Annotated in this window: 11 protein-coding genes; 6 read left to right on the forward strand and 5 right to left on the reverse strand. The window is 59.1% G+C overall.

Features of this window, described 5'->3' with window-relative positions:
* Positions 1-21 precede the first annotated feature (21 nt).
* The 6 genes from yeiB to ACJ8J4_RS12670 all read left to right on the forward strand — a co-directional run bounded on the left by yeiB (position 22) and on the right by ACJ8J4_RS12670 (position 6873).
* Positions 22-1194, forward strand: coding sequence for a DUF418 domain-containing protein YeiB (gene yeiB / locus ACJ8J4_RS12645; RefSeq protein ID WP_049205812.1), 1173 nt, complete (start codon positions 22-24; stop codon positions 1192-1194).
* A gap of 126 nt (positions 1195-1320) precedes the next feature.
* Positions 1321-2358 (forward strand): HTH-type transcriptional regulator GalS, encoded by a 1038-nt coding sequence (gene galS / locus ACJ8J4_RS12650; RefSeq protein ID WP_049205814.1) that lies wholly within the window; start codon positions 1321-1323, stop codon positions 2356-2358.
* Between the two features lie 264 nt (positions 2359-2622).
* On the forward strand, positions 2623-3615 hold the full coding sequence (gene mglB / locus ACJ8J4_RS12655) for a galactose/glucose ABC transporter substrate-binding protein MglB (protein ID WP_025302149.1): 993 nt from the start codon (positions 2623-2625) through the stop codon (positions 3613-3615).
* Positions 3616-3714: 99 nt separating this feature from the next.
* The gene (gene mglA / locus ACJ8J4_RS12660) at positions 3715-5223 is read left to right on the forward strand and encodes a galactose/methyl galactoside ABC transporter ATP-binding protein MglA (RefSeq protein WP_004938959.1); all 1509 of its coding nucleotides are present in this window, start codon (positions 3715-3717) and stop codon (positions 5221-5223) included.
* Between the two features lie 11 nt (positions 5224-5234).
* Positions 5235-6245 carry a galactose/methyl galactoside ABC transporter permease MglC gene (mglC, locus tag ACJ8J4_RS12665; RefSeq protein ID WP_004938953.1) on the forward strand — a complete coding sequence of 337 codons (1011 nt, stop codon included), beginning with the start codon at positions 5235-5237 and terminating at the stop codon, positions 6243-6245.
* A 235-nt stretch (positions 6246-6480) separates the two neighbouring features.
* Positions 6481-6873, forward strand: a complete 393-nt coding sequence (locus tag ACJ8J4_RS12670; RefSeq protein ID WP_043142430.1) for a tautomerase family protein — start codon at positions 6481-6483, stop codon at positions 6871-6873.
* A 126-nt stretch (positions 6874-6999) separates the two neighbouring features.
* On the opposite strand, the gene sanA is transcribed toward ACJ8J4_RS12670, so the two are convergent.
* The 5 genes from sanA to ACJ8J4_RS12695 all read right to left on the reverse strand — a co-directional run bounded on the left by sanA (position 7000) and on the right by ACJ8J4_RS12695 (position 11953).
* Positions 7000-7743: an outer membrane permeability protein SanA gene (sanA, locus tag ACJ8J4_RS12675; RefSeq protein ID WP_004938948.1), complete on the reverse strand. Its 744-nt coding sequence runs from the start codon at positions 7741-7743 to the stop codon at positions 7000-7002.
* A gap of 169 nt (positions 7744-7912) precedes the next feature.
* On the reverse strand, positions 7913-9610 hold the full coding sequence (locus ACJ8J4_RS12680; RefSeq protein ID WP_025302151.1) for an NAD-dependent malic enzyme: 1698 nt from the start codon (positions 9608-9610) through the stop codon (positions 7913-7915).
* A gap of 221 nt (positions 9611-9831) precedes the next feature.
* Positions 9832-10716 (reverse strand): cytidine deaminase, encoded by an 885-nt coding sequence (gene cdd, locus ACJ8J4_RS12685; protein WP_197835310.1) that lies wholly within the window; start codon positions 10714-10716, stop codon positions 9832-9834.
* A 137-nt stretch (positions 10717-10853) separates the two neighbouring features.
* Positions 10854-11549 (reverse strand): CidB/LrgB family autolysis modulator, encoded by a 696-nt coding sequence (locus tag ACJ8J4_RS12690; protein WP_019454415.1) that lies wholly within the window; start codon positions 11547-11549, stop codon positions 10854-10856.
* On the reverse strand, positions 11546-11953 hold the full coding sequence (locus ACJ8J4_RS12695) for a CidA/LrgA family protein (protein WP_049208868.1): 408 nt from the start codon (positions 11951-11953) through the stop codon (positions 11546-11548). The genes ACJ8J4_RS12690 and ACJ8J4_RS12695 overlap by 4 nt, the downstream gene beginning before the upstream one ends.
* Between the last annotated feature and the right edge of the window lie 106 nt (positions 11954-12059).

Genomic DNA, 12059 nt, shown 5'->3' on the forward strand with positions numbered 1-12059 from the left:
AGCGGAAGACAGCGATAAAAAATGAACAGTCATCCTCTGCCGCGCATCGCTACGCTGGACTGCGTGCGCGGCATCGCCATCCTCGGCATCTTATTGCTGAACATCAGCGCCTTCGGCTTGCCGAAGGCCGCCTATCTCAACCCGGCCTATTTGGGGATGCCGTCGTCGCGCGATGCCTGGACCTGGGCGCTGCTGGATCTCTTCGCCCAGGCCAAGTTCCTGGCGATGTTCGCGCTGTTGTTCGGCGCCGGGTTGCAAATGCTGCTGCGGCGCGGCAAAAGCTGGATCCGCGCGCGGCTGTCGTGGTTGGTGCTGTTCGGCCTCGCGCACGCCATCTTCCTGTGGGACGGCGATATTCTGCTGGCCTACGGGCTGATCGGCCTGGTGTGCTGGCGCATGATCCGCGAGGCCAAAGAAACTTTCCAGCTGCTGAAAACCGGCGTGGTGCTCTACCTGATCGGCGTGGCGGTGCTGCTGCTGCTCGGTTTTATCTCGCACGGTGAACCGGGCAGCTTCTGGCAGCCGGGCGTGGCGGAGTTGCAGTACGAGAAGTTCTGGAAGCTGCAGGGCGGTTTCGAAGCCTGGCGCAGCCGCGCTGATCTGCTCTCGTCCAGCCTGCTGGCCATCGGCGCGCAGTATGGCTGGGAGCTGGCGGGGCTGATGCTATTCGGCGCCGGGCTGATGCGCAGCGGCTGGCTGCGCGGCAGCTACTCATCCGGCTATTACCTGAGGCAGGCGGCGTGGCTGCTGCCGCTTTCGGTGCTGATCCAGCTGCCGGCGGTGGCGCTGCAATGGCAGGTGCAGTGGGACTATCGCTGGAGCGGTTTCCTGCTGCAGGTGCCGCGTGAGCTGGGCGCCCCGCTGCAGGCGATGGGCTATCTGGCGCTGTGTTACGGTTTCTGGCCCGCACTGTCGCGCCTGCGCATCGCCCACTGGCTGAGCCAGGTGGGGCGCATGGCGCTGAGCAACTACCTGCTGCAAACGCTGATCTGTACCACGTTGTTTTATCGCTTCGGTCTCTATGAGCAGTTCGAGCGGCTGCAGCTGTTGGCGTTCGTGCCGCTGGTCTGGCTGGCCAACCTGGCGTTTTCCGTACTGTGGCTGCGTTACTTCGAGCAAGGGCCGATGGAGTGGCTGTGGCGCAAGCTGACGCAGCTGGCCGCCGGCGAAGCGGAGCCCAAAACGCTGAAGTGAGTGCCCATCGGCAGGTTAAAAAAATGTATGTAAACGTTTTCTTTCCTGTGACGTAATTCACGCGAGCAGCGGGCCAATCGGGGTAGGATAGCGCCACCGGCCACTACCCCGATTTCAGGATCCCGCATGCTTCCAGTTCATCCGATCACCATTCGCGACGTGGCGAAACGCGCCGGGGTCTCCGTGGCGACCGTCTCCCGCGTGTTGAACCACAGCGCGCTGACCAGCAAGGAGACGCGCGAGCAGGTGCTGCAGGCGGTGGCGGATCTGGGCTATCGCCCCAACGCCAATGCGCAGGCGCTGGCGACCCAAAGCAGCGATACCCTGGGCGTGGTGGTGATGGACGTCTCCGATCCGTTCTTCGGCGCGCTGGTGAAAGCGGTTGACACGGTGGCGCAGAAACACCACAAATACCTGCTGATCGGCAACAGCTATCATCAGGCGGACAAAGAGCGCCATGCGATCGAAGTGCTGATCCGTCAGCGCTGTAATGCCCTGATTGTTCACGCCAAAGCCCTGAGCGACGCCGAGCTGATCGGCTTTCTGGAGCAGGTGCCGGGCATGGTGCTGATCAATCGGATTATCCCCGGCTATGAGCCACGCTGCGTCGGGCTGGATAACGTCTGCGGCGCGGAAATGGCAATGCGTCTTTTGCTGTCGCAGGGCCATCGGCGCATCGGCTACCTGGGCTCCAATCACCCGATAGAAGACGGGCCGCTGCGCCAGCGGGGCTATGCGCAGGCGATGGCCGCCGCCGGGCTGGCCACGCCGGACAACTGGCGCGCGTACGGTTCGCCGGATCTGCAGGGCGGCGAGGCGGCGATGGTGGAACTGCTGGGGCGTAATCTACAGCTGAGCGCGGTGTTCGCTTACAACGACGCCATGGCCGCCGGCGCCATGGCGGTGCTGAAAGAAAACGGTATCACGGTACCGCAGCATTTCTCGCTGATCGGCTTCGACGACATTCCCATCGCGCGTTACACCAGCCCCAAACTCACCACGGTGCGTTACCCGATCGTTTCGATGGCCACGCTGGCCACCGAGCTAGCATTGCAGGGCGCAGCAGGCCTGGCGGAGCCGCAGGCCGCTCATCTGTTCATGCCGACGCTGGTGCGGCGCCATTCTGTCGCCCCCTGGCAAAGTGAGGCGACGGTCACTCTCTGACGATTTAATCCTGTGTAACCGTTTTCAATCTGTGAGAAAATTCACAGAATATTAACATCACGCCGTCTATGCTCTAGGCGTTTTCCGGCGCAAAGGCCCTTGCCGCTGCAACCTTTATCTCGCGCTGACACAGCATTTCTCGGAAATAACAAGATCCACGGACGACAGGTGTTGAGTGGAAATCGCCTGGCCTGGGGTGTGCGCACTGCCGGTGACCATTGGCTCAAAGACGAGTAATACCCTACACAGAACCGGAGACTGACAATGAATAAGAAGGTTTTCACCCTGGCCGCCATGGCCGCAGCCATGATGTTTGGCGCCGCAGCCCATGCTGATACCCGTATTGGCGTCACGATTTACAAATACGACGACAACTTCATGTCGGTGGTGCGCAAGGCGATCGAGAAAGATGCCAAGGCTTCGCCGGACGTCACTCTGCTGATGAATGACTCGCAGAACGACCAGTCCAAACAGAACGATCAGATCGACGTGCTGCTGGCCAAGGGCGTGAAAGCGCTGGCGATCAACCTGGTCGACCCGGCCGCGGCACCGGTGGTTATCGATAAGGCGCGCGCAAACGATATCCCGGTGGTGTTCTACAACAAAGAACCTTCCCGCAAGGCGTTGGACAGCTATGACAAGGCATATTACGTCGGCACCGACTCCAAAGAGTCCGGCGTGATCCAGGGCGAGCTGATCGCCAAACACTGGCAAGCCAACCCGGCCTGGGATCTGAACAAAGACGGCCAGATCCAGTTCGTGCTGCTGAAGGGTGAACCGGGCCACCCGGATGCCGAAGCGCGCACTACCTACGTGGTGAAGACGCTGAACGAAAAAGGCATCAAGACCCAGCAGCTGCAGATGGATACCGCGATGTGGGATACCGCGCAGGCGAAAGACAAGATGGACGCCTGGCTCTCCGGCCCGAATGCCAACAAGATTGAAGTGGTGATCGCCAACAACGACGCCATGGCGATGGGCGCGGTGGAAGCGCTTAAAGCGCACAACAAGACCAGTATCCCGGTGTTCGGCGTCGATGCGCTGCCTGAAGCGCTGGCGCTGGTGAAATCCGGCGCGATGGCGGGCACGGTGCTGAACGACGCCGACAACCAGGCGAAAGCCACCTTCGAGCTCGCGAAAAACCTGGCGGCAGGCAAACCGGCCACCGAAGGCACCCAATATAAAGTCGAAAATAAAGTCGTGCGTATCCCTTACGTCGGCGTAGATAAAGACAACCTGTCTCAGTTCGTTAAATAAGAATTGAGATCCCGCTAAGACCCCGCCTGCGGCGCCAACACCAGGGATACCGCCGGCGGGGATGTTTACGACTGCAAGATCGTTAAGCCAGGTGTATTTATGGCCGATAGCTCACGCGAATTTTTGCTGGAAATGACGGATATCTGTAAGTCATTTCCCGGCGTCAAAGCTTTGGACAATGTCAATTTACGCGTCCGTCCGCACTCGATTCACGCCCTGATGGGGGAGAACGGGGCGGGGAAATCGACGTTGCTGAAATGCCTGTTCGGCATTTATAAAAAAGACAGCGGCAGCATTGTGTTTCAGGGCAGGGAAATCGATTTCAAGAGCTCGAAGGAAGCGTTGGAACACGGCGTTTCGATGGTACATCAGGAGCTGAACCTGGTGCTGCAACGCACCGTGATGGACAACATGTGGCTGGGGCGCTATCCGACCAAAGGCCTGTTCGTCGATCAGGACAAGATGTTCAAAGACACCCAGGCGATCTTTGACGAGCTGGATATCGACATCAACCCGCGCGAAAAGGTGGGCAACCTGTCGGTGTCGCAGATGCAGATGATCGAGATCGCCAAGGCGTTTTCCTACGACGCCAAGATCGTCATCATGGATGAACCGACCTCTTCGCTGACGGAGAAAGAGGTCAATCATCTGTTCACCATCATCCGCAAGCTGAAAGAACGCGGCTGCGGCATCGTCTATATCTCGCACAAGATGGAAGAGATCTTCCAGCTGTGCGACGAGATAACGGTGCTGCGCGACGGCCAGTGGATCGCCACCCAGCCGCTGGAAGGGCTGGATATGGACAAGATCATCGCCATGATGGTCGGCCGCTCGCTGAGCCAGCGCTTCCCGGACAGGCAGAACACGCCGGGTGAGGTGATTCTTGAGGTGAAGAACCTGACATCGCTGCGCCAGCCTTCGATCCGCGATGTTTCCTTCGATCTGCACCAGGGCGAGATCCTCGGCATCGCCGGGCTGGTGGGCGCCAAGCGCACCGACATCGTCGAGACGCTGTTCGGCATTCGTGAAAAGGTGGCGGGCACTATAAAGCTGCACGGCAAGGCGATCGACAACCACAGTGCCAACGAAGCGATCAACCACGGGTTTGCGTTGGTGACCGAAGAGCGCCGATCCACCGGGATTTACGCTTACCTCGATGTGGGTTTCAACTCGTTGATCTCCAATATCCGCAATTATAAAAACAAGCTCGGCCTGCTGGATAACGCGCGGATGAAGAGCGACACCCAGTGGGTGATCGACGCCATGCGGGTGAAAACGCCGGGGCATCACACCCATATCGGCTCGCTGTCCGGCGGCAACCAGCAGAAGGTGATCATCGGCCGCTGGCTGCTGACGCAGCCGGAGATCCTGATGCTGGATGAACCGACGCGCGGCATCGACGTGGGCGCCAAGTTCGAGATTTATCAGCTGATGACCGAACTGGCGAAGAAGGGCAAGGGGATCATTATCGTCTCGTCCGAAATGCCGGAGCTTTTGGGGATCACCGACCGTATTTTGGTGATGAGCAATGGTCAGGTTGCGGGCATCGTTAACACCAAACAGACCTCGCAAAATGAAATCTTACGTCTCGCCTCCCTGCACCTTTAAGGATCGGAATTATGAACGCGCTAAATAAAAAAACCTTATTTACCTATTTCAAGGAAGGCGGCATTTACGTGGTGTTGCTGGTGCTGTTGGCCATCATCATCATTCAGGATCCTACCTTCCTTAGCCTGATGAACCTGAGCAACATCCTGACGCAGTCTTCGGTGCGCATCATCATCGCGCTGGGCGTGGCGGGATTGATCGTGACTCAGGGCACCGACCTGTCCGCCGGGCGGCAGGTGGGGCTGGCGGCGGTGGTGGCGGCCACGCTGCTGCAGTCGATGGATAACGTCAACAAGGTATTCCCGCACATGGAAACCTGGTCGATTCCCCTGGTCATCTTGCTGGTGTGTGCGGTCGGCGCGGTGATCGGCCTGGTTAACGGCCTGATTATCGCCTATCTCAACGTGACGCCGTTCATCACCACCTTGGGCACCATGATCATCGTCTACGGCATCAACTCGCTGTATTACGATTCGGTCGGCGCGTCGCCGGTCGCGGGTTTCGATCCGAAGTTTTCCACCTTTGCCCAGGGCTTCTTGCGCTTCGGCGACTTTAAGCTGTCGTACATTACTTTTTACGCGCTGATCGCCATCATATTCGTCTGGATCCTGTGGACCAAGACCCGCTTCGGCAAGAACATCTTCGCCATCGGCGGCAACCCGGAAGCGGCTAAGGTGTCCGGCGTCAACGTGCCGTTGAACCTGATCATGATCTATGCGCTGTCCGGCGTGTTCTACGCCTTCGGCGGCTTGCTGGAAGCGGGGCGCATCGGCAGCGCCACCAATAACCTCGGCTTTATGTATGAGCTGGATGCCATCGCCGCCTGCGTGGTGGGGGGCGTCTCATTTGCCGGCGGGGTGGGTACGGTGTGGGGCGTGGTGACCGGGGTGATCATCTTTACCGTCATCAACTACGGCCTGACCTATATCGGCATCAACCCGTACTGGCAGTACATCATCAAGGGCAGCATCATCATCTTCGCCGTGGCGTTGGACTCGTTGAAATACGCCAAGAAGAAGTAGAGCTACCGCAGCACAGACAACAAGGCCGGCCTATTGCCGGCCTTGTTGCATTCTAGGAGGCAGGGCGCAGCAAAACAGTAAGGCATTATTTGGCAATGGCTGGCTGGGTTGTTTCGGGTAAGGGAATTGCCCGATCTTGAGGTTGGGTTGGTTACAGCGTGACACAGTTTTCGGGCTACCCACATGACATGAAGCCAGTAAACTGCTTTTATCTACCGTTCTCAGGGAGCAAACTATGCCTGTATTTACCATTACGCTGAAAAGTCGTAATACGCTTGATAAGAAAAGAATTTCATCAGCTATTCACGCGGCGGTAGTAAAAACCGGCTATCCTGCGAACGATCAATTCCAGCGCTTTATCCGTCTTGGGGAAGACGATTTATATGTGGACCCCACTTATCCCGATCTGGAATCCCCCCGCAGCGCTAACTTCGTGTTGATTGAAGCCATGCTTTCCTCTGGTTCCCCTGATGCCCGCAAACAATTGCTCTTGCAATCACTGGTACAGGAACTCGCCCTGATTGGACTGGACAGCAATGATCTGATGGTCCTTTTCATTGAACTGGATCGTTTGAATAGTTCATTCGGCGGCGGCAGAAGGGCATCGCCGCTTTCTATGTCGCAATAAGCTGTCAACGTACGTAGAGAGTGCTTTACGCAAATCATCCGGTATTCGTTAACACTGCGTATTTCTCGGATAATACGCCCTTTTAGCGTATTGCTGGGGACGCGTGTAAAACCCTCTGCCGGATGATTAAGGCTGTTTGGCTTTTTGCTTCTCTTCTTTCAGCTTGTGCTCCAGTTCCACCAACTGTTCCGGTGACACGGCGGGATAACCCTGGGCGTCTTCCGGCACGGTGTGCATGGCGGAGATCGGGATCAGCGGGCCGAGGAAGCGCGGCTCGCGCTTGAGGATGTACAGATCGGTCAGCGCGCCCAGGCGAGCGAAGATCTCGCGGGCGCGCACCGTCATCATGTCCTTCGGCGACGGCACCGCGTAGCACTGCGCCTGAATGCCCATGTGCAAGGCGATGAACAGCGCGCGCTCGCAGTGGAAGCGCTGGGTGATGATGATGAAATCGTTGGTGTCGAACACTTTGCGGGTGCGCACGATGGAGTCTAGAGTGCGGAAGCCGGCGTAGTCCAGCACGATATCGCTCGGCGCCACGCCGGCGGCGATCAGATCGCGACGCATGGTCATTGGTTCGTTGTAGCTTTGCTGGGCATTGTCGCCGCTCAGCAGCAGGTATTTCACCTTGCCGCTGTTATAGGCGTTGATCGCCCCTTGAATGCGGTAACGGTAGTACTGGTTGATCACCCCAGTGCGGTAATACTTGGCCGTGCCGAGCACCACGCCAACCTGGCGGTGCGGTAGCTCCTGCAGTTCGTCGTAGACGTAAGGCGCGGTTTTCCAGCTGATCCAGCGATCGAGCGCAATAGCCGAACCCATCAACACCGCAATGATGATGAACAGGCTGATGATCAGGCGTTTCCACATGTTGTTGCCTTACGCGCGCCGGGCTGAAAAAGATGGATCAAGGCTACTTTACCTGACCGATCGACGCAAGACGAGAACCGCCTGAAGCACGCGCAACGCCGCATTTTTCGGCGGTTTTGCCGCACAAAAAAGCCCGGCGGAGCCGGGCTGGGTCATTTCAGCGCGTCAATCAGAACGAAGTGCGCTTGTAGCTGCGGTACTGCGGCCGCCAGAAGTTGTGCTCGATGGCTTTCGACAGCGCGTCTTCGGAGGTAACGATCGCCACACCCTGCAGCTGCGCCGCTTTACCCACTTCCATGGCGATGCACTTCGACACGCCCTGAATATCGTCGATATTCGGCAGCAGTGCGCCGTGGCCGTCGGTGGCCAGCGGCGAACAGTCCGCCAGCGCACGGCTGGCGGCCATCAGCATAGCGTCGGTGACGCGGGTGGCGCCGGAGGCCAGCACGCCGAGGCCAATCCCCGGGAAGATGTAGGAGTTGTTGCACTGGGCGATCGGGTACAGCTGCTCTTTATAGCTCACCGGTGCGAACGGGCTGCCGGTCGCGACCAGGGCGGCGCCGTCGGTCCAATTGATGATGTCTTCTGGGCGGGCTTCCACGCGCGAGGTCGGGTTGGACAGCGGCATCACGATAGGGCGTTCGCAGTGTTTGTGCATTTCGCGGATCAGCTCTTCGGTAAACAGCCCCGGCTGGCCGGAAACGCCGATCAGAATGGTCGGCTTGGCGTTGCGCACCACGTCCAGCAGCGAGATGGCGTCGCTGGCGGTTTCCCAACCGGTCAGGTTGTCGCTCTTCTGTACCAGCTTGCTCTGGAAATCGAGCAGGTTCGGCAGTTTGTCGGTCAGCAGGCCGAAGCGGTCGACCATGAATACGCGGGCGCGCGCTTCGTCTTCGCTCAACCCTTCGGACTTCATCTGCGCGATGATCTGCTCGGCGATGCCACAGCCGGCGGAACCGGCACCGAGGAAGGTGACGGTCTGATCGCGCAGCTGGCTGCCGGCGGCGCGGCTGGCGGCGATCAGGCTGCCGAGGGTCACCGCGGCAGTGCCCTGAATGTCATCGTTGAAGCAGCAGATCTCGTCGCGATAGCGGTTCAACAACGGGGTGGCGTTGTTCTGTGCGAAGTCTTCGAACTGCAGCAGCACGTTCGGCCAGCGGCGTTTGACCGCCTGAATAAACTCTTCGACGAAGGCGTGGTACTCCTCGCCGGAGATGCGCGGATGGCGCCAGCCCATGTACAGCGGATCGTTGAGGCGCTGCGGGTTGTTGGTGCCGACGTCCAGCACCACCGGCAGGGTATAGGCCGGGCTGATGCCGCCGCAGGCGGTATACAGCGACAGCTTGCCGATGGGAATGCCCATGCCGCCGATGCCCTGGTCGCCCAGGCCGAGGATACGCTCGCCGTCGGTGACCACGATCACCTTGACGTTCTGCTTGGTGGCGTTTTGCAGCATGTCATCGATGCGATCGCGGTTCGGGTAGGAGATGAACAGCCCGCGCGCGCGGCGATAGATATCGGAGAAGTGTTCGCAGGCCTCGCCGACGGTCGGGGTGTAAATGATCGGCATCATCTCGCTCAGGTGCGAGTCCAGCAGGCGGTAGAACAGGGTTTCGTTGGTGTCCTGGATGTTGCGCAGGTAGATGTGCTTGTCGTTATCGTTCTTGAAATCCTGATACTGACGGTAGGCGCGTTCCACCTGTTCTTCGATGGTTTCCACCGCCTCCGGCAGCAGGCCGTGCAGGTTGAAGTGGCTACGTTCTTCCTCGGTGAAAGCGCTGCCTTTGTTCAGCAGCGGAAATTCCAGCAGAATCGGGCCGGCGTAAGGGATATAGAGCGGGCGTTTGCTTTCGTATTCTAGTTCCATCAGTTTTACTCTTCACGTATCAGATAACTTTATTGCCGACGATCCTAAGAGATAAAGAGAAGATGTACAGCATTTGTTGCCAGATGATGAACCAGGTTGGCGTAATTATCGACAATCAAATGATTTTTTAACTAAAGAAAGTGTTTCTTGCGGCGTCGGGGCATTGTATTTGGCGGGCGGGGCTGTTAACGGCGGAACCGGATGGCCCCGCCGCGGTGCGCTTAGAAAGTGGCGCGGCTGACGTTCTGGCAGCCCAGCGCCGCCAGGGTGGCGCGGGTGGCGTCCCACTGGCTGAGGATCGCCTCCTGCGGCTCGACCAGTACGGCGCGGCGAATGTTCAGGCAATCGCCGCCGGAGAGGTTCAGCAGGATCAGCGCGGCCTGCAGCGGCGGCAGACTTGGGTTGAAGGCGGCGTTTTCCGCATAACGGCCGGCATAGATAATGCCGTCTGTCGTTTCCAGCGCCACGCCGCTGTGGGCGTTGCTGTACGGTGCGTGACTCTGATTGGCCGCCGCCAGTGCCGCCTGTGTCAGTGCGTCGTCCAGCGCCAGCTGGTGACCGTGATCGACCTTGTCCATCAGCAGCGAAGCGATATCCAGATCTTTCGGGCCGAAGGCGTCCGGCAGATAGTCCGCCAGCGTAGCCGGCGCGCGGCCCGGCAGACGGATCTGCAGTTCGCCGCCGCTGTTCAGCTCATTCATAAACTGGCGGCAATGACCGCACGGCGTGTAATTGACGGTGACCGAGGCCAGCGCCGATTCACCGCGCAGCCAGGCATGGGTAACCGCGCACTGTTCCGCATGCACGGTTTGCTGCAGCGGTGCGCCGCTGAATTCCATATTGGCGCCGAAATAGAGGTTGCCACTTTGCCCGCGCGCGATGGCGCCGACGTGGAAATGCGATATCGGGGTTAACGAGCAGGCAGCCGCCAGCGGCAGCAGCGCGAATGCCAGCGTATCATCGTCCAGCCCGCAACCTGTGCGGATCGCCGCCGCTTGCTCGGCCGTGAACATCGCCGGAAAGTCAGGCGCGTCCAGATAGGGCCGCAGGGCGGATTGCAGTGTCGCGGGCAGTGCGCTGAAAGCGGTGTGAAAACGCGGATGCATAGAAGGTCTCTCTACGAGTTAACGGGGTAACATTCTAGGCAGGCCAGAGACATTAAAGTGTGATTAATGTCTCTTAATTGGTGAAATTAATGCAATGAAATAAATAAATGCGAGATGTATCGCAAGTTTCGTCGTATTCAGCCGAACAGATGCAGCAGCACCGGGAACAGGAACGGCGCCAGCAGTGAGGTGATGATGCCGCAGATCACCAGCGCCAGCGAGCCGAATGCGCCTTCCTGGTAGTCCATCTCCGCGCAGCGTGCGGTGCCCAGCGCGTGGGATGCGGTGCCCATCGCCAGGCCGCGCGCAGAGTGGGTGGTGATTTTCAACAGGTTGAACAGCGTATGGCCGAACACGGCGCCGAGGATACCGACGAAAATGACGCAGACTGCGCTGATCGCCGGAATACCGCCGAGCGAGTCCGCGACGGCCATGGCGATTGGCGTAGTGACCGATTTCGGCAGGATAGAGGCGGCGATTTCCGGCGTGGCGCCCAGCCACAGGGCGATGGCGCCGCCGCTGATCATGGCGGTCAGGCTGCCGATGAAGCACACCGCGATAATCGACTTCCAGCGCGCGCGGATCTGGTGCAGCTGTTCATACAGCGGGAAGGCCAGCGCGACAACCGCCGGCTGCAGCAGATCGTTGAGGATTTTGCTGCCCTGAAAGTAGCGCTCATAGGGGATGCCGGTGAGCAGCAGCAGCGGGATGATCACCGCCATGGACACCAGCAGCGGATTGAGCAGCGGCATGTTCAGTTTGCGCGCCAGCCAGCGCGCGGCGAAATAGACCGCCAGCGTCAGCGGCAGCGACCACCAGATTTCATGGATCATGAGTTGCCCTCCGTATCGTCGGGCTTACCGGCGATGCGGCGCTCGCGGTGAAAATAGTGTGAGGTATAGCCGACCACCACCAGCACCATCAGCGTGCTGATGAGGCAAGAGATGACCAGCGGGCCCAGATGCGCGACGATCTGGTCATAGTATTTCATCACCCCGACGCCGATCGGCACGAACAGCAGCACCATGTAGCGGATCAGCAAATGGCAGCCGGGTTTAACCCATTTGGCCGGCAGGATCTGGGTAGAGAGCAGGGCGAACAGCAGCAGCATGCCGAGGATGCTGCCGGGAATGGCGAACGGCAGCAGCGCCGCCACTGCGTTGCCGACGAACAGACACAGGTAGATGAGGAGCAGGGCTCTCAGGTATTTCCAGCACAGTGTGAGCACGTTGGCCATTGTCTTTCCCCGTTTAATCGCTGCATTCATCATACAATTAAACTGTGAGCCATGCCACAGATCGCACCATGAATTATCGCTATGGGTGCCATACCCGATCGGCGGG

The organism is Serratia sp. CY47280 (genome assembly GCF_052168655.1).
In the GTDB taxonomy this organism is placed as follows: domain Bacteria; phylum Pseudomonadota; class Gammaproteobacteria; order Enterobacterales; family Enterobacteriaceae; genus Serratia; species Serratia bockelmannii.

Excerpts from the sequence above, each read along its gene's own strand:
- yeiB (WP_049205812.1), top strand. The coding sequence starts at position 22 with ATGAACAGTCATCCTCTGCCGCGCATCGCTACGCTGGACTGCGTGCGC.
- galS (WP_049205814.1), top strand. The coding sequence starts at position 1,321 with ATGCTTCCAGTTCATCCGATCACCATTCGCGACGTGGCGAAACGCGCC.
- mglB (WP_025302149.1), top strand. The coding sequence starts at position 2,623 with ATGAATAAGAAGGTTTTCACCCTGGCCGCCATGGCCGCAGCCATGATG.
- mglA (WP_004938959.1), top strand. The coding sequence starts at position 3,715 with ATGGCCGATAGCTCACGCGAATTTTTGCTGGAAATGACGGATATCTGT.
- mglC (WP_004938953.1), top strand. The coding sequence starts at position 5,235 with ATGAACGCGCTAAATAAAAAAACCTTATTTACCTATTTCAAGGAAGGC.
- ACJ8J4_RS12670 (WP_043142430.1), top strand. The coding sequence starts at position 6,481 with ATGCCTGTATTTACCATTACGCTGAAAAGTCGTAATACGCTTGATAAG.
- sanA (WP_004938948.1), bottom strand. The coding sequence starts at position 7,743 with ATGTGGAAACGCCTGATCATCAGCCTGTTCATCATCATTGCGGTGTTG.
- ACJ8J4_RS12680 (WP_025302151.1), bottom strand. The coding sequence starts at position 9,610 with ATGGAACTAGAATACGAAAGCAAACGCCCGCTCTATATCCCTTACGCC.
- cdd (WP_197835310.1), bottom strand. The coding sequence starts at position 10,716 with ATGCATCCGCGTTTTCACACCGCTTTCAGCGCACTGCCCGCGACACTG.
- ACJ8J4_RS12690 (WP_019454415.1), bottom strand. The coding sequence starts at position 11,549 with ATGATCCATGAAATCTGGTGGTCGCTGCCGCTGACGCTGGCGGTCTAT.
- ACJ8J4_RS12695 (WP_049208868.1), bottom strand. The coding sequence starts at position 11,953 with ATGGCCAACGTGCTCACACTGTGCTGGAAATACCTGAGAGCCCTGCTC.